General features: G+C 62.3%; 18 protein-coding genes. 12 read left to right on the plus strand and 6 right to left on the minus strand.

Annotation, left to right across the window (positions count from 1 at the left end):
• The first annotated feature begins 138 nt into the window (after positions 1-138).
• A complete protein-coding gene (locus tag OSA81_07370; GenBank protein MDE0898819.1) occupies positions 139-1,008 on the plus strand; it encodes an alpha/beta hydrolase in 870 nt (289 codons plus the stop codon).
• 36 nt (positions 1,009-1,044) lie between these two features.
• Here the strand turns inward: OSA81_07370 and OSA81_07375 are convergent, their stop codons facing one another.
• Complete coding sequence (locus OSA81_07375; protein MDE0898820.1) at positions 1,045-1,740, minus strand: glycosyltransferase family 2 protein; 696 nt, start codon at positions 1,738-1,740, stop codon at positions 1,045-1,047.
• 1,241 nt (positions 1,741-2,981) lie between these two features.
• The gene (locus OSA81_07380; GenBank protein MDE0898821.1) at positions 2,982-4,577 is read right to left on the minus strand and encodes a glycosyltransferase; all 1,596 of its coding nucleotides are present in this window, start codon (positions 4,575-4,577) and stop codon (positions 2,982-2,984) included.
• Positions 4,578-4,697: 120 nt separating this feature from the next.
• Here OSA81_07380 and OSA81_07385 point away from each other — a divergent pair, with 120 nt between their 5' ends.
• Both OSA81_07385 and OSA81_07390 read left to right on the plus strand, forming a co-directional pair.
• Positions 4,698-4,856 carry a hypothetical protein gene (locus tag OSA81_07385; protein ID MDE0898822.1) on the plus strand — a complete coding sequence of 53 codons (159 nt, stop codon included), beginning with the start codon at positions 4,698-4,700 and terminating at the stop codon, positions 4,854-4,856.
• A 120-nt stretch (positions 4,857-4,976) separates the two neighbouring features.
• Complete coding sequence (locus OSA81_07390; protein ID MDE0898823.1) at positions 4,977-6,467, plus strand: aminotransferase class III-fold pyridoxal phosphate-dependent enzyme; 1,491 nt, start codon at positions 4,977-4,979, stop codon at positions 6,465-6,467.
• A 168-nt stretch (positions 6,468-6,635) separates the two neighbouring features.
• Here the strand turns inward: OSA81_07390 and OSA81_07395 are convergent, their stop codons facing one another.
• Complete coding sequence (locus tag OSA81_07395) at positions 6,636-7,301, minus strand: ribonuclease HI (protein ID MDE0898824.1); 666 nt, start codon at positions 7,299-7,301, stop codon at positions 6,636-6,638.
• Between the two features lie 163 nt (positions 7,302-7,464).
• On the opposite strand from OSA81_07395, the gene OSA81_07400 reads away from it, so the two are divergent.
• Positions 7,465-7,755, plus strand: coding sequence for a hypothetical protein (locus OSA81_07400; protein ID MDE0898825.1), 291 nt, complete (start codon positions 7,465-7,467; stop codon positions 7,753-7,755).
• Between the two features lie 23 nt (positions 7,756-7,778).
• Positions 7,779-8,684, plus strand: a complete 906-nt coding sequence (locus tag OSA81_07405) for a hypothetical protein (GenBank protein ID MDE0898826.1) — start codon at positions 7,779-7,781, stop codon at positions 8,682-8,684.
• A 404-nt stretch (positions 8,685-9,088) separates the two neighbouring features.
• On the opposite strand, the gene OSA81_07410 is transcribed toward OSA81_07405, so the two are convergent.
• From OSA81_07410 to OSA81_07420, 3 genes are all read right to left on the minus strand, one after another.
• Positions 9,089-9,337 carry an OsmC family protein gene (locus tag OSA81_07410; protein ID MDE0898827.1) on the minus strand — a complete coding sequence of 83 codons (249 nt, stop codon included), beginning with the start codon at positions 9,335-9,337 and terminating at the stop codon, positions 9,089-9,091.
• A 24-nt stretch (positions 9,338-9,361) separates the two neighbouring features.
• Positions 9,362-9,553, minus strand: coding sequence for a hypothetical protein (locus OSA81_07415; GenBank protein ID MDE0898828.1), 192 nt, complete (start codon positions 9,551-9,553; stop codon positions 9,362-9,364).
• Between the two features lie 512 nt (positions 9,554-10,065).
• On the minus strand, positions 10,066-10,863 hold the full coding sequence (locus tag OSA81_07420) for a polyphenol oxidase family protein (GenBank protein ID MDE0898829.1): 798 nt from the start codon (positions 10,861-10,863) through the stop codon (positions 10,066-10,068).
• A 133-nt stretch (positions 10,864-10,996) separates the two neighbouring features.
• Between OSA81_07420 and OSA81_07425 the strand changes: the two genes are divergently transcribed.
• The 7 genes from OSA81_07425 to OSA81_07455 all read left to right on the plus strand — a co-directional run bounded on the left by OSA81_07425 (position 10,997) and on the right by OSA81_07455 (position 22,540).
• Positions 10,997-13,942, plus strand: a complete 2,946-nt coding sequence (locus tag OSA81_07425; GenBank protein MDE0898830.1) for a 2-oxoglutarate dehydrogenase E1 component — start codon at positions 10,997-10,999, stop codon at positions 13,940-13,942.
• 479 nt (positions 13,943-14,421) lie between these two features.
• Positions 14,422-15,195 (plus strand): exonuclease domain-containing protein, encoded by a 774-nt coding sequence (locus tag OSA81_07430; GenBank protein ID MDE0898831.1) that lies wholly within the window; start codon positions 14,422-14,424, stop codon positions 15,193-15,195.
• A 5-nt stretch (positions 15,196-15,200) separates the two neighbouring features.
• On the plus strand, positions 15,201-18,170 hold the full coding sequence (locus OSA81_07435; protein ID MDE0898832.1) for a hypothetical protein: 2,970 nt from the start codon (positions 15,201-15,203) through the stop codon (positions 18,168-18,170).
• A 3-nt stretch (positions 18,171-18,173) separates the two neighbouring features.
• Entirely contained in the window at positions 18,174-18,812 is a 639-nt protein-coding gene (locus OSA81_07440) for a plastocyanin/azurin family copper-binding protein (GenBank protein MDE0898833.1), read from the plus strand.
• A gap of 57 nt (positions 18,813-18,869) precedes the next feature.
• Positions 18,870-19,295: a hypothetical protein gene (locus OSA81_07445; protein MDE0898834.1), complete on the plus strand. Its 426-nt coding sequence runs from the start codon at positions 18,870-18,872 to the stop codon at positions 19,293-19,295.
• Positions 19,292-20,482 (plus strand): patatin-like phospholipase family protein, encoded by a 1,191-nt coding sequence (locus OSA81_07450; GenBank protein MDE0898835.1) that lies wholly within the window; start codon positions 19,292-19,294, stop codon positions 20,480-20,482. Before OSA81_07445 ends, OSA81_07450 begins: the two co-directional genes overlap by 4 nt.
• A gap of 126 nt (positions 20,483-20,608) precedes the next feature.
• Positions 20,609-22,540, plus strand: a complete 1,932-nt coding sequence (locus OSA81_07455; protein ID MDE0898836.1) for an acyl-CoA dehydrogenase family protein — start codon at positions 20,609-20,611, stop codon at positions 22,538-22,540.
• Position 22,541: the final 1 nt, after the last annotated feature.

Consider the following 22,541-nt stretch of genomic DNA (forward strand, 5'->3'; position numbering starts at 1 on the left):
GGACGAGGAGCGACGGGACCGCGGTCTCGTAGCACTGTCCGAACTTTCGAAGACTCGGCAAGTCTTTGCCTTCACCTGCCATCCGGATACGGCCGCTCGGCTCGAACAGCTCGGGGGCCGCATACTCAGGCTCCAGCGATGACCAGCCGGGTCGTTCGCACGTCGCTCCCGCTTTCGGTGACGGAGGTGACCTCGCCGGATTCGGCCTCGGGGAGCCAAGATCAAGGCGGGGACAAACCGACCTTCCTACTGCTCCACGGATATGGCGGCAGTTCCTATACTTGGCATGCATGGGCGCCCCGACTCGCCCTGTTCGGGAGGGTAATCAGCGTCGACTTCATGGGGTTCGGCGACGCCCCGAAGCCGGCCGATGGGACGTACACGCCAGCGGAACAGGCGCGTCTCGTCAAAGAACTCGTCGGCGAAATGGACCTCGGCCGAATCACGCTGATCGGTCACTCCATGGGCGGAGGAATCGCCCTGCTTTCCACCCTGATGCTGATTGATCAGGGGGCTCTGCCTGTCGACAGACTCGTACTGGTCGCGGCGGCGGCCATGCGGCAGCCTCTACCGCCCTTCGTTGCAATGGCGCGTTACCCACGGTTGTCGCGATTGGTGCTTCTCGTCGTCGGTGCCCAGCGTGTCATCGGAGTCGCGCTCAAGCAGATCGTTCATGACCCCGACTCCATCACCCGGGAGCAGATCGAGACCTATGCGCGCCCGCTGCAGGAGCACGGCGGAGCCCGAGCGGCCCTGGCGATGGGGAAGGAGATCCTCCCGGACGACATCGACCATATCACCGGTCGCTATCCGGAGATCACTATTCCCACTCTTCTTCTTTGGGGAGAGCATGACCGCGTCATCCCACTCTGGGTCGCAAAGAGACTCGAGGAAGCAATGCCAAACGCTGAGCTCACCGTGCTGGAGGCATGTGGGCATATCCCCCCGGAAGAGCTTCCCGACAAATCGTGGGAGGCCGTTGAGCACTTCCTCGCACGCTATCCGTGAGACCCTGATCTCGAGACCCAATTCACAGAATCCAGCTTACCGCAGGCGTTCCCGAGCCAGTGTGTAGAACATCTTCGCTCCAACGCGTATCGACATCATGAGCGAGCCTGAAATTTTTGACTCTCCCTCCGCACGACGGCGATGGGCAACCTCTGTTTCGACGATACGCAGTCCCTGTCGAGCCGCCCGGATCTGCATCTGCAGGGTCCAGCCCCAGTTCCGATCGTCCATCTCCAGTTCCAGCAGTCTCGAGAACCGAATGGCTCGGAACGGCGGCAGGTCGTCGAAGGACTCGCGAAACATGAGACGAACGAGTCCGAGAATCAGGCGGTTGCCCAGACGGGCGTGAGGAAGGATCGTGCCGACGTCACCGTCTACTCCCTTTCGCACACCGAGCACGAAGTCTGCGCGGCCCTCCAGGATTGGCGCCGCCACGCGCTCGATGTCCAACGGATCGTCGCTCCCATCGGCATCCATGAACACGAGGACTTCCGGATGCACGTCCAGGCTGGCCAGATGACGAATCCCGGCGAGGCAAGCCGCGCCGTAGCCGCGCTCGGCTTCGTGGACGACGTCCGCCCCAGCTGCCCGGGCCACGGCAACCGTGCCATCGGTCGATCCGTTGTCGGCGACCACGACGCGATCGACGGATGCTGGCATCGCGGCCAGAATGGCGGGAAGCGCCTCCTCCTCGTTCAGGGCCGGCATCATCACGGCGAGGCGCCCACTCACGAGAGCAGCACCTGCATAGCGGCCATCGGAGCATGAAGAAGTACCTGTTGCTCGGGTACGGTCTGGCGATGACCGCGGTAATCGCGACGCTGGCATGGTTCCCTTCCGTGCATGCGTTCCCTTGGCCAAGCCTGCCCATCTTCGGGCTCGCATTCTCGATCTACGTGATGGCGGCACGGGTCGCCCGCGATCAGGCGAACGAACCCCTCACGCTGCGAGCGATCTGGCTCGTAGCCGTCGCGAGCCGGGTCGCGTTGCTGCCACTGGCCCCAGGCCTCACCGACGACTTCTATCGGTATCTGTGGGACGGGCACGTGCAGTTGTCGGGCCTGAACCCCTACCTCTTCGCCCCTGGGGCCGCCGAGGTCGAAGGCCTCCGAACCGTCTGGCATAGTCTGATCAATAACCCGACGGTCCCGACGATCTATCCGCCACTGGCTCAGATCGCCTTCCTCCTGATCGCGGGTGTCGGGTCCAGCGTGCTTCTCATGAAGTTGCTCTGGGTCGGTTGTGACCTTGCTACCGCTTGGGTCATCAGCCGCATCGCGGTCGACAGGGGAGTCGAGCCAGCGCTGCCATTGTTGCTGTACGCCTGGGCCCCTCTCCTCATTGTCGAGGTCGCATGGAACGGTCACCTCGAACCCCTCGGGCTGCTCATGCTCGCTATGGCGATATGGGCCAGCGACCGAGTCCCGGCCTCTCGTGACGCGAGCCGGACCACCTCCCATCCCGCCCCGGATAGGGCTGGTCCGGTGTGCTCAGCAGGCGGTGCGCCGGCGCACGGGCAACAGATTGTAGCCATTGCCGCAGGCGCGGCGCTGGCACTCTCCGCGCTGACCAAATTCGCTCCGGCTGCCGCTCTTCCTGGACTGGTGCGACGGCTCGGATGGCGAGCCTTCATGGGGTTCTCGCTCGTGATCGTCGCCCTGTACTCACCATACCTGTCGGCAGGCTCCGCTCTGTTCGCCGGCCTCCGCACATACAGTGAGAACTGGTGGTTCATGAAGGGGCCGTTCACCGCGCTCGAAGTGCTGACCGGCGATCCGGATGAGGCGCGTCGGGCGGCTGCCGCAATCATGATCGGGGTCATCGGTTGGTCCGCATGGAGGCGCTTCGATCTCGAACGTACGCTGCTGTGGGTACTCGGAACGGGCATGGTCCTGACCCCGACCTTCCATCCCTGGTACATCCTCTGGATGCTGCCGATGGCCGCTCTCCGCGCGAACCGGCCCTTCGTTCTCCTAAGCGGCCTCGCATTCATCGGCTACTACGGCCTCGGAGCATATCGAGACACCGGGGATTGGGTGCAGCCCATCGGCGCTCGCATGGCCCTCTGGATACCGTTTCTCATCTTTCTTTTTTTCGATGCCTGGCAGGCGTATCGAGGCGAGGCGACGGGAGATGTGCGACTGAAGAACCGGTAGCCCCAGGGCCATGTAGCCGGACAGGAACAGGACGATAAAGGGCAGCTGGCCCCAGTACCCACCAGCTATGGCACCGAGGAGGTACCCCGTCATCAGGAAGGCCATAGAGACCTTGGCGATGGTCCCGAACGGAAGCGGCACGGCCGCCGCGTAGGAGGCCATCCCAGACGAGCCGCGTTTCGGTGTCCGCTCGAAAGCGTCCTCGGTACCACGCAGCCCTCGCAGGACCGCGTGCGTCACCGGCACCGACAGGCCGATCCCCATGGCGAGCGTTCGCAAGACGCTTCGAAACCGACCCCTGCGTGCGACCCCGCGCTCCTCCCCGGCCATCCAGTAGAAGAGGATAAACGGAACGGTCGCAGCTCCAAAGAGGAACACATCCAGACCGAGAAGGTGATCAAGCCCGAGAGCCCGTCGTGCGATGGCAGACGGGAAAAGGAGGAGCGCCAGAAGCCACGTGAGCGGGTGGGCCATGTGTCCGAACAGATGAATGACGGCTTCGGTCTTCACCGCGAAGGGGAACGGTCCCCGCAACAGCGCCGGGAGCACTTTCCGCCCGGTCTGAACACCGCCCTGTGCCCAGCGCCGTTGCTGCAGTTCGAGTGCCATGACCGAATCCGGGATCTCGGCAGGGACCTGTACATCGTCGAGGTAGGCAAAGCGCCAGCCCGCCATCTGAGCCCGATAGCTGAGATCGAGATCCTCGGTCAGAGTGTCAGACTGCCATCCTCCGGCATCCTCCATACAGGTGCGTCGCCACAACCCGGCCGTGCCGTTGAAGTTGAAAAACCGTCCACCTCGATATCGCCCACCCTGCTCGTACAGAAAGTGCCCGTCAAGCAAGAAGCCTTGCGATTCCGTGAGCCAGTTCGTGAAGCGATTCAGATGCGACCAGGCGGCCTGCACCATGCCCACATCGGGGTCCTGCATGGGCATGAGAAGGTCGCGTAGCGTATCGGGCGACGGCACAAAGTCCGCGTCGAGGACGAAGAGAAACTCTCCCCGTGACCGCGCCACACCCTCTGAAAGTGCTCCGGCCTTGTAGCCGGTCCGGGCGTCACGCCTGACCTGCTCGATCTGAACCCCGCGTGCCCCCCACCAAGCGACCCGCTCGGCGACCAGCGAGACCGTGATGTCGTCGGAGTCATCGAGCACCTGGATCTCAAGCAGAGCACTCGGATAGTCGAGCTGGGCGGCCGCGTCGATGACCCTGGCCGCAACCTGTCGCTCATTGTACATGGGGAGTTGAACGGTCACCCTCGGCAGGTCTTCTTCCGGCCACGGGTCACGGATCTCGTCGCGCGCGCGACGAGCCAGAACGAGCAGGTACGAGCGGTGGATCGCGAACGGAATCAGGAACGCGAAGACCGCGGCGGTTGCCGCGAGTACGATCATTGCGATGAGGTTGGTCATACGCTCAGGGGCATCAGGCTCAGGACCACTCGTTCAAGTTACAACGGGGCAATAGCTACCCTCCGGACTTGCCTGGCTATGAGCCATCACGAACTTCTCACTATGAGGAAGAGTCGATGGATGATGCTACTGGTCCTCGGAGCATGTGGGGATGAGGTAACCACCCAGTCCACGCCCGCTCCGGAAGCGAGTTGGGTCGGGACGACCGAGTGCGCAAGTTGCCACGTCGACGACCGGGCCGAGGGTCAGCAGAATGAGCCGAGCCAGCTTCCATACTAGTGGGCAGCACTGGTCGATCCATCGATAAATATGCCCCCCCCCTCCCCAACACCCTCCCTCTCCTGCAAGATTATTTCCCCTCCCGCCAACAAACCGAACAACGAGTCTGAGAGGTCTACTGTGACTGGTGTCCTTGAGCAGCTTGAAGCGATCCGTTCCAGTGCCGGCGAGCGGCGCACCGTCGGTCTCGACGACACCACTGTGTGTCAGTTCGTCACCAGCGACCCGACCTTGGCCGAGGCCGTCAACGCGGCCACGGAAGAGTTCGAATCACTGAACCGAGAATTCCCCGAATTGATGGCGATGGGGGAAGTCGAGCAGGTCGCGGAAATCGAAAGGAATATCGTCAACTTCTACGCAGACGATACGGTCAACCCTTATGTGTCGCTGGCTGCTTACGGGCCGTGGATCGTGACGACAAAAGGTGCTGTCCTGCACGACAACGGCGGCTACGGCATGCTCGGCTTCGGACATGTTCCGGGGACGATCATCCAGGCCATGACCAAGCCACAGGCAATGGCGAATGTCATGACGCCGAGTCCCGCTCAGTACCGCCTCACCAAGGCTCTCGAAAAAGAGATCGGCCAGACGCGCGAGCATGGCTGTCCGTTTACGCACTTTATCTCGATGAACTCCGGTTCCGAGTCGGTCTCGGTCGCGACACGTATCGCAGACGTGAACGCCAAGGAGATGACAGACGAGGGTGGGCGACACGCCGGTAAGCCCGTGAAGAAGCTGTCTCTCGCTGGCGGGTTCCACGGTCGGACCGGACGACCTGCTCAATTTTCTGATTCGTGTGTCGGCTCCTACGCGAAGCATCTCGCCACCTTCCGCGACGCAGAGTTGCTGACGGTCGAAGCGAACGATGTGGATGGATTGAAAGCGATGTACGCCGATGCCGGTGCTAACGGCTACTTCATCGAGGCGTTCTTCATGGAGCCCGTCATGGGCGAGGGGAACCCGGGTGTCGCGATTACGCCCGAGTTCTACTCGACTGCACGCGCCCTCACCAAAGGTCACGGCACGATCCTGCTGGTTGATTCCATTCAGGCGGGTATCCGCACCACTGGGTACCTCTCCTTCATCGACTATCCAGGCTTCCGCGAGATGGAGGCGCCCGATCTCGAGACGTATTCGAAGGCGCTGAACGCTGGGCAGTATCCGCTCTCGATTCTGGCATTGACGGCCGAGTCGGCGGACCTGTACCGGAAGGGCATCTACGGCAACACAATGACCGGAAACCCCCGCGCCATGGACATCGGCAGCGCGGTACTTGACATGGTCACCGATGAGATCCGCGAGAACATCGTGGATCGCGGCCATGAATTCGTGGAGAAGCTGAAGGCCCTCGCGGTTGAGCTCGACGGTGCGATCACAAAGGTCGAGGGCACTGGACTGCTCTTCTCGTGTGAACTCGAGCCACGATTCAAGGCCTACGGAACGGAGAGTGCAGAGGAGTTCATGCGACTGAAGGGTATCGGTGTCATCCACGGAGGTGAGAACTCCCTCCGCTTCACACCGCACTTCCAAGTGACGTCGGCCGAGGTAGATCTGATCGTGGATTGCGTACGAAACGCGGTACTCCACGGCCCACAGGCAGGATCAGCCTGACCGAACTCGCCAACGATCGGCAGGGCGCGGCTGTTCGCAGCCACGCTCGCTGCGGTTCTGGCTCCAGTGACCATCCTCGCCCACGAGGGTGGTCACTTTTTCGGATACGTCATGTTCGCATCTCCGGCGCTGCGCACAGCAACGCGACCACAATGAGAGTTGCGACCACTAGAGCTCCGACCGCCTCCACGCCGTCGCGAGCGAATCCGCATACTCGTTCCACAGTGAGCCAGCGTGCGCACGCATCCACTCGAGTGGGCAATCTGGATGCGCCCGGAAGAGCTCCAGCAGCTCCTTCACCAGATCTAGATTCTTCAGTGGCCCACTCTTGCGCGTCCAGCCAGCCCGTTCCCACTTCGGAGCCCAGTCGTTGATCGTGTTCACGCACAGCTGGCTATCGGAGAATACCGTCACGGTCGTATCCGCTGGGAGGGCTTTGTAGGCCTCGATCAGCGCCTTCAGCTCCATGCGATTGTTCGTCGTATCGTCAGCGGCACCGTACCCCTCGCGCTGGATGTCACCCTCCGTCACCCAGACGAAACCCCACCCGCCAGGCCCTGGATTGGGGTGACTGCTGCCATCGGTGAACACACCGGTCTTTGGGCCGGCCGTGTACTTCTCCAGCACTTCGGCACGCGTGAGGTTCTCCTCCCGCGTCGCTGAGGCTGCGGGCCGCGGTTTCTTCGCAGCCTTCTTCTTCGGCTTTGCCGCAGAGTCTTTCTTGTTCGGAGAATGCTCTCGGCAATACTTCGGCTCCCAGCCCGGGAACTTCTCCAGAGCTGCCGCAGGAACGCTGAACGATTCGCTGCAAACGCTACAAATGAACTGCGGCATCTTTCACAACTCGACTATTATCGACGGACCGCTCAACTGCGCTCTGCGATCGGGGCAACGCAAGATATCGAGATCAGGAACCGATTACGTAGTGCCCCTCGATCCCGTGAGATCCGGTGGAACGGACTCGCGCCCAGCTCACGACCTGGATCGGTCAAGCATTGTGGCGTTTGAACACTCCTCTGGCCCCACGTACCTTGAGAACAGTCACGGCGATATCACCGGCCAAGGAGTAAACATTTTCGAAGCCCAGGTCGGCGTCGCCGCGCGGTGCAGCCGCATCGCCTTCAACGAGAGCTCCACCTTCGGAAACTGGGACTGGGATGTGACTCGGTGGGAGCGTTCCGTCGGATATCGAATCACACTGCACGCTGGCATCATGGCGAGCTACACCTTGACGTCGGACGTCGGGCCTGCAGATCCTCGTGACAACCTCACCGCCGTTCGACTCTAGTGGGGATTCTGAGGCCGGCACACATGCTCGACACTCAGCCCGCCACGACGCACACGTCCGACGCACGACTCCTGACCTTCACGGCGTGGCACGCACGGGCCGCTTCACATCTCGAGCGCGTGCAGCGATGGACTCTTCCATACAAAGAGCGGCGCTCTCGCCACGAGAAGCACCCGGTCCACGATTTCCTTTTCCAGTACTACATGTACTCACCGGGGAAGCTCGAAGCCTGGCACCCCGCCCCATCGGAGTCCCTCGCAGACTCTCCCCAAGCCCGCGATCGCTTCGGAGCTCCGGAGTACCGCGTAGATGCCGGTGTCCTCACGCACGACCTCGGCGCCCTCTCCCACAAGGGCCGAGAGCAACTGCACGAGGTGGTGGACGTTCTGGTCGCCACGCAAAGTCGACCCGCGAACTTCGGGTGCTACGGGGTCCACGAGTGGGCGATGGTCTACAAGGGCGACGACGTTCGTCACGCCGGAATCGCGCCGCTTCGACTACCCCAGGAAGAGGTCGACGAGTTCGTCGAGAGCCGACCCGTCGCATGCAGTCACTTTGACGCCTACCGGTTTTTTGCTCCGGAAGCGAAGCCCCTGAACCGCATTCAGCTCGAGTGGTCGACCCGGCACGAGATGGAGCAGCCCGGCTGTATCCACGCCAACATGGATCTGTATCGCTGGGCCTACACAGCGATGCCCTGGATCGGGAGCGACCTCCTGCTGGACTGTTTCGAGTTGGCCGCGGATCTGCGCGTGCTCGACATGGAGGCCAGTCCGTACGACCTCCAAGACCTCGGCTTCGAGCCGGTACGGGTGGAGACGCCAGACGGACGCGTCGAGTACCAACGTCGGCAGAGAGAGTTCAGCGTGAGGGCTGAGGCGCTGCGGGCTCGGCTGATTGGAGCGGTGAAGGGAGTGCTCTCGGACTAGCACCTGGCTCGAGGGCTCTCTGGAGGTGTGTTGTGAGCGCGCGTCCCGCTGACTCAGACGCTAACGGACCCCGCCTGCCAGAGCCCCACGAGAACTTCAACCTCATCGTTCGGTCTACGGTACTCCGAAGATCCAAGCTGCACGGCCTCAATTGATGACCGCGCGCAGCCGCGCGCGACCCGACCGCAGAATTGATGTGTCCGCTAGGTCATGCGAAAAACTAGGTCCCATAGACTAGACGGAAACACTACGCCTTGCGGCCCCTCTCAAGTTAGCGCCCTTGCTCATGCAGCATGCGGTCGACGATGGGCGCACTTACCCGACAACCCGTCGGATACGGTGGGGGACGCTCTCAGTGTCCCAACACTCCTCCCAACATCCCCCTCCCCAGACTTCGTCTCGACCTAGTTCTCCAAAAACTCCACCGACCAGGTAATCTCCACTGAGTCCTTGATCGACTGCGCCGTGGGGCACTTGCTCACGTGAGTCTCCAAGGCCCGAGACACCTTGTCCTCCGGGGCTTCTGAGGGCAGACGGATCGTATAGTGCATATGGATCTTCGTCAGCAGAATGATCCGTTCTACGACCTCATTCGTGCCTTCAGCCGTACAGCTGATATCACCATTCGGAACCGTAATCCCGCGCACCTCCAGTGCGCCATTGAGTGTCCCGAGTAGTCAGCCGGCGGCTGCCGCGACGAGATAGTCGACGGGCAGCGGTAGGTTCGGCTGGGAATCCATGCCGTAGTGAGCTTTGATGGGGCCGTGAATTCCGAACTCCAGTTCGGTCCCGTCTTCGAGCGTGCCGCGCCGGTGCAGTCCGTCGACCTTGTCGACCGTTGCCCGCGCGATGTAGAGAGGTTCACTCATTTCTGCGTTGCGTCTCCTGACGGGTGTAGTGGCGTCGGACACCAGAGGCGAGCTCCGTAGCCAACTGGCCTAGCTCATCGCTTATGCCACGAGCGATGTCCTCGGGAGGAATCGAGTCGGTGCCGAGAACGAAGTCAAAGCTGTTCCGCTCCAGGCGCCCGAGGCATCGAGTCGGATTGGATCCAACGAAACGTCTACCTGAAGATCGCGGCCGTCGGAGTCGCGGCGGACTTCGATGCTGGGTCGGCGGGAAGAAATCGACATGCTCACGAAGTGAACTTACATCCTCAACTGTCGGAAGGCATTGCCCGCATGCTATCCCCCTGGTGTGGGCTCCTCATCCTGGAACCCCACACACCGGAGAACCGGAAGTGGGGGGTACCGCCGATATCGTTGATCCGTGCTGGCGCGCTCGCAAAGATAGAAACGTGACCCGCGGCGGTTGCCCGTGATCCGGTGGTGCTTGCACGTGACACACAGGCCGATCCGGCGCCGAAGTCGTTCCGCGTCGGTCACGTCACGTCGTCCGGATGTCTCGAGCCCCTAGGCATGCGCTTCGCTATGTAACCGACCTGCCGACAGGCGTCTCCGCTTCGGTGGGAGAAGAGATTACTCGCGGAGCACTTGGTGCAATGTGTGGAGATGGTGATCTGCTCCTTCGGGACGCCACTCTTCGTCGCCCGCGCCGCGAGGACCCCCCTCAGGTCGATCGGTCGGGAAGCGTCGGGCACCATTTGGCCAAGCGCCTTGAAGACCTCCGGTCCCACCTCGTAACACGCGTCGCAAATCGCGGGGCCCAGGTGCATGTGCAGATCGGCAATCGCTGAATCGAACCGGCTCACGAACCCATCTAGTCCTGTCTCGAGAACACCAGCTGCAGCGCCTCGCCACCCAGCATGTACCTCGCCAACCGTCTCTGTAACAGGATCTACGAGAAAAACCGGGACACAGTCAGCGGTGGCTACAGTTACAAGGACCCCGGCTTCATCGATGACCTGGCCGTCGCAGGGCTCGCTGAGAATCGGAGGCTCGGCGGGACCGATGGAGTCGCCATGCCGTGACGAATGCAGAAACACGTCGGCGCCGTGTACCTGACGCTGGTGCCAGGCGGCATAGCATCCCGTTCGCCTGACCAGATTCTGCCAGTTGCTGCGCACGACCGGTTCGGAGCTGCCACTGCTGAAAAGGCCGAGGTCGAAAGGTGCCGCGCCGCGGCCTCGCGTGGTCGTCCCCTGGACCAACCACGGGAAGCGATCCACCCATTCCGGGTGGACCAGGGCCGGCACTTCCTCGAGTACGAATTCAGTCACGCGCCTGATGCCACCGTGATCTCCTACGGGCCTAGTCATGAGCGAAGTTAGGCCAACGCATACGATCCCTCCATGCACCAAGGAAAATGCTTTACTTTAAGCGTCCGCGGGGGCGGAGACCCCTCTTCATTGCTTGGGCCATCGGACCGTGACGGACGACACCCTTTTCGACAGTCTGAACGCCGCCTACGCACAGGCGATGTTCGAAGAATATGCTCGCAACCCGGAGGCTCTGCCCCCGGAGTGGCGCAAACTCTTTGAGAACGGCGGGAGCTTGGCAATGGCCGAGGGTCTCTTCGTGCCCGAGCAGATGGACACCGGTCGTCCGCTCGACGCGCCTGTGGCTGCCCCAGCCCCTCCAGTCGCCCAGACGCCGGCAGCGACTACCGCCTCAGCCCCGGCAGATCCGCCCGCGGCTCTTCCACCCGAGCCGTTGACCCCAGGCGCAGCACTGATTCCGTCTCAGCTGGACTCCGATTCACAAGCACTCCTGAGGCTACTGCCTGCGGTGTCGCGTGCCACGGCATTGATTCAGGCATTCCGAGATCACGGGCATCGGCTGGCTGCGGTCGATCCATTGGGAAGCGAGCCTCCGGGACATCCGCAGCTCTCTCCTGCATTCTTCGGTACGTCTCAGGAGGAGCTAGGGGCACTGCCAGCCTCGTTGGTCCTGACTGAGAACAGCGACCACGGTGATCGCTCTGTGGCAGACGCCCTCACGGACCTCGGTGAGGTCTACGCCGGCTCGATCGGCTACGAGTTCGAGCATCTCGACGACCACGTCACGGTCAACTGGCTCTGGCAGCAGGTCGAGGCTGGGTCCCACCTACCCGAGCTGACCGCGTCCGACCGACGTGCGCTTCTTCAGCGCATCAGCGAAACGGAAGGTCTCGAGCAGTTCCTGCACCGGACGTATCTCGGGCAGAAACGATTCTCGATCGAGGGCAACGACATGCTCGTGCCCATGCTCGACCTCCTGATCGAGGAAGTCGGAAGAAGCGGTGGCCATGACGTCGTCCTGGGGATGGCGCACCGGGGGCGGCTGAACGTCCTTACACATACCCTTGGCCTGTCGTACGGCGAACTGCTCTCCGAATTCGAGGGACCCTCATTCAAGGGCGGCCAACTCGATGTCGCGGGCACGGGAGACGTGAAGTATCACCATGGCGCCCGCGGAACGCGGCGTGTGGACGGTGCTGATGTTCGCATCACCCTCGCGCCGAACCCAAGTCACCTCGAGTTCGTGAATCCCGTGGTTATCGGGATGGCACGAGCGCTTCAGTTTGAGAATCTGGCCAAGGGTGCCGAGCCGGACTTCGACTCGGTAGTACCCGTACTCATGCACGGCGATGCAGCTTTCGCAGCCGAGGGCGTCGTCGCCGAGACGCTCAACATGGCTCGCCTGCATGGCTACAACGTCGGTGGGACCATTCACGTCATCGTGAACAATCAGGTCGGCTTCACCACAGACCCGCGAGACGGACGCTCGACACACTACTCCAGCGATCTCGCGAAGGGCTACGGCATTCCGATCATCCACGTGAACGCGGATGACCCCGAGGCCTGCCTTGGTGCGATCCGACTCGCGATGGCGTTCCGGCGCGAGTTCCACGACGACTTCGTGATCGACCTCGTCGGCTATCGCCGACACGGTCACAACGAGGGCGACGAGCCAGCATACACGCAGCCCGTAAAGTACCGGAAGATCACGGCGCATCAGACGGTTCAAGAGCTCTACTCGGCCCGACTCATCGACGAGGGCGCGATCAACGATGCTCAGGTCGCTGACATGCGTGCCGCGATTATCGACCAGCTCCGAGAGGTGCAGGACAACGTTCGCGAGTCGGATCCAGTCGTGGACGACGAGCCCGATGAGAGGCAGGAAGTACCCGTCGTGCCGGAATCGACAGGCGTCGCGCTGGAGGTGCTTGAGAGAATCAATAAGGCTACGGTCGACGTGCCGGACGGCTTCACGCCCCATCCCAAGCTGTGGCGGCAACTCGGGCGTCGAGAGAGCGACTTCTCGCCAAATCGCACCATCGACTGGGGTTACGCGGAAACGCTCGCCTTCGGCAGCCTGCTGCTGGAGGACATACCCATTCGCTTCACGGGGCAGGACGTGCAGCGGGGCACGTTCAGTCATCGCCACGTAGTGCTGCACGATTCCAAAAATGGAGACGAATTCGTGCCGCTCGCCGCGATGGCCGGGGCACGCCTCGAGGTGCACAACTCTCCCCTCTCCGAGACGGCCGTCATCGGTTTCGAGTACGGCTACTCGGTGGCCGCAGACAACGACGTCGTGTTGTGGGAGGCGCAGTTCGGTGACTTCGTGAACGTCGCCCAAGTCATGATCGACCAGTTCCTTTCGTCAGGTCTGACGAAGTGGGGACAATACTCGCGACTCACCCTGCTTCTGCCTCACGGTCAGGAAGGCCAAGGGCCCGAGCACTCAAGCGCTCGACTGGAGCGGTTCCTTCAGCTGTGCGCTGAGGACAACATGCGGGTCACCTATCCGACGACTCCGGCCCAGTATTTCCACATGCTTCGCCGCCAGGCCCTGCGACGGCCTGAACGACCGATGATCGTGATGACGCCCAAGAGCCTCCTGCGCCATCCGAAGGCGACGTCCACGATGTCGGAACTCGCGGAGGGCGGCTTCAAGCACGTCCTCGATGACCCGACCACGGAGAGTCTGGATCAGATCACGAGACTCGTGCTTTGCTCCGGGAAAGTCTACTACGACATTCAAGGCCATAGCCGCCGGGCGGGCTTGCCGCACGTCGCAGTCGCCCGCGTGGAGCTTCTCTACCCGTTCCCCACCGAAGCGCTCACCGCGCTCCTCGGGCGCTTCCCCAACCTGAAGGAAGTGGTCTGGGCACAGGAGGAACCGCGGAACATGGGCGGCCTCACGTTCGTGGGCCCGCGTCTTCGGGCCGTCGTCCCTCGGAAAATCCCACTTGCCTACGCCGCTCGGCCCGAACGGGCCAGTCCAGCTGAAGGGAAGGCGTCGACGCACGCCGCGGCACAGGAAGCCGTCGTCCTCGAGGCCCTTGGCATCGAGGCGGAGGACGCCGAGTAGGGCGTTGCCCGATTTCTCCCGCATCCTCGGCGCCTTCAGAAAACGAGAGCCGGCCAAGGCTCGATCCAGCGGTGTGGTCCACCGTGACCCGGAGCACTTCATGGCCTATTTCCATCTGGGTCGGTACTCCGAGCAATTGGGCCGGATAGGTGAAGCTGTCATGTACCACAGGGCGGCAGCAGAGCTCTCGGGACGTGCTCCCTGCCTGATCCGCGTTTCTTGGACTGGTCCTCGTACTCGTCGGAGACCGGAACGAAGGGGAAGACATCGCGAACGACTTGGAGCGCTCCTCATTCGCCTGCGCCGAGTGGACGAGGGTCTCGCGTGGCTGGAAACGGCACTAAGGGCGAAGGAAGAGCTTCTTCTCCTTATAGATACTCCGTGGCTCCCTCTCCCCGAAGTCCGGCATACGAAGCGCTTCCGATCTTTGTGCGCACGTCTTCCCGAGACTCGCGAACGCTGACTACCTTCTCCGCCCCATGAAACTTCCTTTCAAGCTTGACCGCCCCCTCGTCTTCTTCGACCTCGAGACCACCGGCCTCGACATCAAGAAAGACCGCATCGTCGAACTGGCGTTCATCAAGTGGACGCCGCACGGCGACGTCCTCGAGCGCGAGCGTCGTTTCAATCCTGAGATGCCGATTCCGGCAGAGGCTACGGCGGTTCACGGCATTACCGACGCCGATGTCGCGGACGAGGCTCCCTTCTGCCGCACAGCAAAGTCCCTCGTCGACATGCTCGAAGGCTGTGATCTCGCGGGGTTTAACGTGCGTCGCTTTGACATCCCAATGCTGATGTTCGAGTTCGACCGGTGTGAGACGAGCTTCTCGATGGAAGGGCGCCGCGTGGTCGACATGCAAAACATCTTCCACCGTGAGGAGCGTCGTGATCTGTCCGCGGCTGCGCGCTTCTACCTCGACCGCGAGCATGAGGAAGCCCACACCGCCCTGGGGGACATCCGGACGTCGGCTGGCGTTCTTGGGGCTCAACTGCTCCGATACCCTGACATTCCTCAGGACCTCGACGGACTCCACGCCTACTGCGAAGAGTACTCCCCGACACGGACGGAAGTGGACCGCTGGTTCAGTCCCGAGGCAGAGGGGCGCGTCTTCCGCCGAGGCAAGCACAAGGGGGCCGCGCTGGCCGAGGTGGCCGGCGAAGCCCCTGACTATTTGAAATGGATGATGAGTGCCGACGACATGGACGAAGACGTCTTGACGATCGTGCGCGCCGCTCTCGCAAAAAAGGACTAAGAATCATGACTCGTGCATCGTTCGGCTTCGGCCTCGTCGCAGTAATCGCCCTCGCCTCGCCGACCGCGGCCACTGCGCAAGCGGCGATCTCGACCTCCGACATGGCGACCATGTATCCCCGCCAGATCGGCCCCGCAGTAACCGGCGGACGCATCCACGATGTCGAGGCGCTACCGAACGACCCGTCGACGATTTTCGTAGGCGCCGCTTCGGGTGGACTCTGGAAGACCACCAACCGCGGGCAAACATGGGTGAACGTCTTCGCTGATCAGCCTGTCAGTACCTTCGGCGACATCGCGATCTCTCGGTCGAATTCTGATGTCATGTACGCGGGGACGGGCGAGCAGCAGAATCGACAGTCTACGTCGTACGGAAACGGCGTCTATCGCTCCGAGGACGGAGGGGACAGCTGGACCCATCTCGGCCTCGAAGAAACACGGCACACCGGAAAAATCGTCATCCACCCGTCAGACCCAGATGTCGTGTACGTCGGGGCGCTCGGGAACCTGTGGGCGGGCTCTGATGATCGCGGTGTATACCGCAGCACGAACGGAGGACGGAGTTTCGAGAAGGTTCTCTATATAGACGAATTCACGGGTGTGATCGACATGGCAATCGATCCGTCCAACCCGGACAACGTCTACGCGGCCACCTACCAGAGGCTGCGTCGGACGTGGGGCTTCAACGGCGGAGGGCCCGGGAGCGGCATCTGGAAGTCGACCGATGGCGGAGACAACTGGATCGAGCTCGAAGGAGGCCTGCCCTCGGGCGACAAGGGCCGCATCGGGATCGCGCTCGCAGAGTCGAACCCGCAGGTCCTCATGGCGTTGGTCGAGAGCGCAGACTCCGACGCCCAGGGCGTCTATCGCACGGAGAATGGCGGCCTCCTCTGGGAGAAGGTAAACGACCAGAACATCCGCCCGATGTACTACTCGCACATCTTCATCGACCCCACCGACGATCAACGTGTCTACACACTCGCAACCCGCTCCTTCGTTAGCGATGACGGGGGGCGATCCTTCGAGAACATTGCCCTGGCCCCCACGTACGACGTCGGTGTTCACGCAGACCACCACTCCATCTGGATCGACCCCAACGACCCGAACCATCTCTTTCTCGCGGGCGACGCCGGGCTGAACGAGACCTACGATCAGGGCGTGACTTTCCGGCGCATCAACAACTTCCCGATCTCCCAGTTCTACGCGATCGCGGTCGACATGCGCGACCCTTACTACGTCTACGGAGGCCTGCAGGACAATCACTCGTTCTTCGGTCCGTCCGAGACGAGACGCTGGGCTGGAATCCTCAACGACGACTGGAGGCAGAACGGCTTCGGTGACGGTATGTACTGGCAAGCCGACCCAAGCAACGAGCGCTACAGCTACGGGAGCTCCAACGGTGGTAGCTATTTCCGCTACGACACCTATACCGGAGACATCCAGGACATCTCTCCGCACGCGCCGCTCGGCACGAGCTATCGGTTCGACTGGACCTCACCGATGATGCTCTCCGCGCACGATCCTAGCGTTCTGTACGTCGCAGGGAATCGATTCTTTACGTCGAAGGACCGGGGCAGTTCTTGGACTGCAACCGAGGAACTCAGCCGTGCAATCGATCGCGACGAGCTGGAATTGATGGGCGTGCTTGGGCGAGACATTACGATCTCGCGCAACGACGGCACGGGATCGTTCGGTGAAGCCGTCACGCTCGACGAATCTCCGATCGATCCGTCGGTCCTCTGGGTAGGATTCGACGATGGAAATCTCCAGGTGAGCCGGGATGCCGGCACGTCCTGGGCCGAGGTCTCGAGGAACGTACCGGGACTCGCAGCTGGCACCTATGTGAGCCGGATCGCGGCGTCGTTCGATGCACCCGGCACAGCCTACGCGACCTTCGACGGCCACCGCGACGGGGACTTCAGACCCTTCGTCTTCCGGACGACCGACTTCGGCATGTCCTGGGAACCCCTCCACGCAGGGCTTCCACAGATGGGTGTCGTGAACGTCATCGTAGAGCACCCTGACAATACCCAGGCTCTCTTTGTCGGTACCGAGCACGCAGTGTTCGTGAGCACAAACGCCGGCATGAACTGGGCGAAAGTCCCGAACCTGCCAACCACGCACTACGACGACATGGTGATCCATCCTCGTGAGAGGGATCTGATCCTCGGGACACACGGCCAGGGCATGCTCATCCTGGACGACACACGCGCGATCGCCGAGTGGGGTGCCGCGTCCGCGCCCATCACGGTCTTCTCGTCCGCGATGGGAACGGTTCAGATCTATCGGAAGGACACTTCCTATCGAGGACAGGACGCCTTCGCTGGCACAAATCCTGTCGACGGAGTGGAAATCACCTACCGGATCACGTCCGGAAGTGGCCGCGCGACCATGCGCGTCACCAACCGGTCCGGAGTGACGGTGCGTGAGTTGAGCGTCCCAAGTGGGGTGGGGACGCACCGAGTCAGCTGGGACCTCCGGCACGGCACTGATGATTCCGAGCAGTGGGCACGCTGGGAGAATCCTGCCCTCGCAAGGAACATTGGAAATCGCGGTCCGTGGGTCTCGCCCGGCGAGTACGTGGTCACCGTCGAAGCCGGCGGTGAGCATGGGACTACGCACGTAGCGGTGCGCGGCGACCCCGCCATGCCGATCAGCCAGGCTATGTACATCAGCCGTGAGCAGTTCATGCTCGACGCCATGGCCCTGACCTCTGAGATCCAGACGTTCTCGCAAGCGAACGATATCGGTGGCGGTGGACGCGGACGCGGTGGTTTCGGTCGCGGGGGGGGCATGCCGACCACCCCACAGGAGAAAGTCCAAGCTGCCGGTCGTCTCGTGCAGCAGGTTTACCAGGCCTTGAACGGCGGGCAGGTTCGCCCCGGGACGCTTTATCCCCCGACGCAGACACAGAGAGGCCAGGTACTGGATGCTCGTCGGCTTTTCGATGAGGCCCAGGTGGAGTTAGGGGGTTAGGAGATGAACCAGACACTCCTCCTTCTGGCTTCCGTCACGCTCGTCGGGTGCGGAGCTGATGGTAGCTCGGCGGCGACCCACGAGCCGTCTACTCCGGCAGAGGGCGTGTACGGCCAAGCGCCCTCGGCTAGAAGCGGGGTTCCGGCAGCCGTCGTGATGGCACCCGCACCGACTGCTCAATCGGAGGTCGGCGTCTCTCCGTTCGCCTTTGACAACCCGGTGATCGATCAATTCGGGCTGGTCTTCTCCCCCACTCAGCTGGTCGTCGAGGCGGGAACCACACTCGTGTTCATGAACAGCGAGTCAGCTCTCACTCACAACGTCCAGGTGTGGGACCCTGCCGCAAAGACAATGCTGCTCGACAGCGATGCTCTGCCCGGCGATCGAATCGAAATCACGCTCACCGAGGTGGGTGGCTACGACATCCTGTGTGACGAACATCCGGGAATGAGGGCCTTCGTGTTCGTGACTGCGAGTCCCTATGCGGTGTTTGCCGACCCGGATGGCGCCTTCGAACTGGGCGTCGCCCCAGTCGGCGACTACCTCGCCCGGGTCTGGACCGTCGATGAAGGCTTTGGACCAGAGGTGCCAATTTCGGTGGCTGAGATCCGCACCGGCGTGGACATGAGGCCGGGCGGTTGAGTCTCGGACCGCACAGCGAGACGCACTGCTAGATTCCTCTTCGACATCACGGGCGCGGTGCCCGTAACGCGGACGATCAACCCCGGGCTAACGATCATGCTTCTTCATGCACATTCGGGCTTCCGATACCTCGTTCTCCTTCTGGGGATCCTCGTCATTCTCTACGCGGCGTACGGAATCGCCACGGGGGCTGGGTACGACAAAAAGATGAAGATCCTTTCGGCAGCATTCACGGGAGTCATCGATGTCACGATCCTGCTCGGTTTCATGAACATCTTCTTCGGCGTTGGCTTCTACCCGCAGTTGGGTGGGCACATCGTGATGATGGTTCTCGCCGCAACTGTCGCACACATAGTCCACGGTATCATGAAGCGCCGGCCGGCCGAGCAGCAGACGTTCGCACCGCATCTGGTAGGCGCGCTGGTCGCACTCGGGTTGGTCGCGGCAGGCATCATGGCTATCGGCCGGCCGATTGTGGGGTGACGGCTCCCGGCATCGACCTGCTGGTGCCGTCTGCGGGTGCGCATACCGGTCACGGACCGGATGACCTCGGCCTGATCATGGGGGGAGGGGGTGCCCGGGCCGCGTACCAGGTGGGATTGCTGCGCTGCGTCGCCCGCCGCTTCCCCGACCTGCACCTTCCCTACATCACCGGCGTGTCAGCCGGAGCGTTGAACGCCGCGCTGCTGGCATCGCACCACGGCACATTCCTGCAGGCGGTCGACGAGCTGTCCCACCTGTGGTCCACGCTCACCGTCGATCATGTATTTCGAGTCGACGCCCGGTCGCTGGCCATGAACAGTATGCGGTGGCTAAAGCGACTCGGGTCCGGTGGAATCGGAGGAGCCCGCAGCCAGGTCCGTGGACTCGTCAACACGCAGCCGCTGCGCAAGCACCTCACCGAGGCGCTGCACGCGGTGGACGGCGAAGTGACGGGCATTCAGTACAACATCGACCGCGGTAAGCTCAAGGCGGTCGCGCTAAGCACGACGAGCTACTCGACCGGTTCTTCCGTCACGTGGCTGCAGGGTGACAACATCGAGCCGTGGTCGCGCCCAGGGAGGCTTACACGGGACACGACACTCACGATCGAACACATCATGGCATCGGCCGCGCTCCCTCTGCTCTTCCCGGCAGTGAGACTGGGGAACGAGTGGTACGGTGATGGCGGGATCCGCCTCACTGCACCTTTGTCCCCGGCGCTGCACCTCGGGGCACGCCGCATCATGGCAATTTCGACACGGTACGCCCGGACCGAGGACGAAGCTTCTACCTCTGCGATACAAGGATATCCGCCCCCGGCTCAGGTCGCCGGCGTACTCCTGAACGCGGTATTTCTCGATCAGCTCGACAACGATGCACTGCGACTCGAAAGAGTGAACCGCCTCCTCGAGACACTGCCCGAAAAGCAACGACATGGCCTGGAGCCTGCAAAGCTTCTCGTGCTCCGCCCGTCGGAGGACTTGGGAAAGCTCGCCTCTCAATTCGAAGCCCAGCTCCCAAGGTCCTTCCGTTTCCTGACGCGAGGGCTCGGTACCCAAGAGACAGAGAGCCCCGACGTGCTCAGTATGATTCTCTTCCAGCCTGACTATCTGACGGCTCTGATTGAGATCGGCGAGAAAGACGCCCGCGATCGAGCCGACGAGATCGGCGAGTTCCTTCTGGGCTGACCGTCCGTCTACCGACTACCGAGTCGAGTAACCTCACTCGCTGTTAGATTTTAGAACGGCCACAAACACCCCGAATCGACGGCGGGACACGGCCTCGAACTGGTACTCAGGGCAGGAAACAGCATCATGGCAGATGAAAAGAAGCTCGCTACCGAGCTCGAATCGAGAGAAGTAGCCGAGCAGGCGCGTGAACAGAACTGGGAGAAGCGGAGCTTCGCCCGCGCACTCTTCGAGGGCCGCTTCGATCTCGACCTCATCTACCCGCTCCCCACGCCGGACGCGGAAGAGCGAAAGCGAGCCGCCGCGTTCATCACCGAGCTCGAGGTCTTCGCCCGAGATCACATCGACGGCGACACGAACGATCGCGAGGGGCACGTTCCGCAGGCCGTGCTGGATGGACTCGCCGAACTAGGTGCCTTCGGAATCAAGACGCCGCAAGCGTACGGTGGACTGGGACTCTCTCAGATGTCGTACAACCGCGCTCTAGCGATCGTGGCCTCACGCTGCAGCGCTACGGGAGCGTTCCTGTCCGCTCACCAGAGTATTGGTGTGCCAGGACCACTCCTGAAGTTTGGGACTGAGCAGCAGAAGAGCACCTACCTGCCGCGCCTCGCCAAGGGCGCACTGTCCGCTTTCGCCCTCACCGAAAACGACGTGGGTTCTGATCCAGCCAACCTGTCGACCACAGCCGAACTTTCGGAAGACGGCTCGCACTGGATCCTCAACGGCGAGAAGCTCTGGACCACGAACGGCCCCCGAGCCCAAATCATCGTCGTGATGGCCCGTACACCAGGGAAGGAAGGCGCACGCAAGAAACCCATCACCGCGTTCATCGTTGAAACAGAGTGGGAGGGAGTCGAGACGGTCATCGAGTGCTCTTTCATGGGGCTGCGAGCACTGTCGAACGGCGTGATCAAGTTCACGAACGTGAAGGTCCCGCGTGAGAATCTGCTCTGGGGTGAGGGCAAGGGGCTGAAGCTCGCACTCATCACCCTCAACACGGGTCGCCTCGCCCTGCCCGCGTTTTGTGGCGCAGCAGCAAAGAGCTGCCTGGAAATGCTACGAGACTGGTCGAACACACGCGTCCAGTGGGGTCTTCCCGTCGGTCACCACGATGCTGTCGCTCAGATGCTCGGCAAGATGACCGCCGACACCTTCGCACTCGAATCCGTCGTCGAGCTCACAGGTGGGATGGCGGACTCCGGCCACTTCGACATTCGACTAGAAGCGGCGATCGCCAAGCTCTGGGGCTCGGAAACTGGCTGGACCCTCGTAAACGACGCACTCCAAGTGCGTGGCGGACGCGGCTATGAGACCCACGAATCGCTGGAGGCACGCGGCGAGACTGCATACCCCATCGAACGCTGGCTCCGGGACATGCGCATCAACACGATCTTCGAGGGATCGTCGGAGATCATGCGCCTATTCATCGCGCGGGAAGCTGTGGACCGGCACCTGTCGATTGCGGGCGACCTGGTGAACCCGAAAGCTCCCCTGGGGGCCAAGGCCGCCGCTCTCGTGCGCGCCGGTCTTTACTACGCCTGGTGGTACCCGACCCGGTTTCTCGGATGGGGCGCCTGGCCGAAGTACTCTCAGTTCGGCACCCTCGCAAAGCATCTCCGCTACATCGAGAGAACGTCCCGGCGGCTCGCCCGAGCGACGTTCCACACGATGGTTCGGTTTGGACCGGGACTAGAGAAACGACAGGCCGTCCTCGGTCGCGTGGTAGACATCGGCTCGGAACTCATGGTCATGTCGGCGACCATCGTGCGTGCGAAGTCGCTTACCGCAAAGGGGAATGGGAAGACGGGAGCGGAGGCCCTCGCCGACGCCTACTGTCGACAGGCACGACGCCGGATCTCACAGCATTTCCGGCTCCTGTTCGGCAATGACGATGTGGCCACGTACTCTGTGGCCCGCCGCTTCCTTGAAGGAGAATTCGAGTGGCTGGAGGAGGGCGTCGTATCGCTCGAAGGCTACCGAAAGGCTGCTCAGGCGACGGCCCCTTCGCCCACGTCTGAGTCGACCCTTTCATCCGAACCTTTGGCGGCCGGCTGAC

Source organism: Longimicrobiales bacterium (genome assembly GCA_028823235.1).
GTDB lineage: Bacteria > Gemmatimonadota > Gemmatimonadetes > Longimicrobiales > Gaopeijiaceae > UBA2589.

Excerpts from the sequence above, each read along its gene's own strand:
- OSA81_07380 (MDE0898821.1), bottom strand. The coding sequence starts at position 4,577 with ATGACCAACCTCATCGCAATGATCGTACTCGCGGCAACCGCCGCGGTC.
- OSA81_07435 (MDE0898832.1), top strand. The coding sequence starts at position 15,201 with ATGACTCGTGCATCGTTCGGCTTCGGCCTCGTCGCAGTAATCGCCCTC.
- OSA81_07370 (MDE0898819.1), top strand. The coding sequence starts at position 139 with ATGACCAGCCGGGTCGTTCGCACGTCGCTCCCGCTTTCGGTGACGGAG.
- OSA81_07395 (MDE0898824.1), bottom strand. The coding sequence starts at position 7,301 with ATGCCGCAGTTCATTTGTAGCGTTTGCAGCGAATCGTTCAGCGTTCCT.
- OSA81_07385 (MDE0898822.1), top strand. The coding sequence starts at position 4,698 with ATGATGCTACTGGTCCTCGGAGCATGTGGGGATGAGGTAACCACCCAG.
- OSA81_07415 (MDE0898828.1), bottom strand. The coding sequence starts at position 9,553 with ATGAGTGAACCTCTCTACATCGCGCGGGCAACGGTCGACAAGGTCGAC.
- OSA81_07455 (MDE0898836.1), top strand. The coding sequence starts at position 20,609 with ATGGCAGATGAAAAGAAGCTCGCTACCGAGCTCGAATCGAGAGAAGTA.
- OSA81_07430 (MDE0898831.1), top strand. The coding sequence starts at position 14,422 with ATGAAACTTCCTTTCAAGCTTGACCGCCCCCTCGTCTTCTTCGACCTC.
- OSA81_07405 (MDE0898826.1), top strand. The coding sequence starts at position 7,779 with ATGCTCGACACTCAGCCCGCCACGACGCACACGTCCGACGCACGACTC.
- OSA81_07440 (MDE0898833.1), top strand. The coding sequence starts at position 18,174 with ATGAACCAGACACTCCTCCTTCTGGCTTCCGTCACGCTCGTCGGGTGC.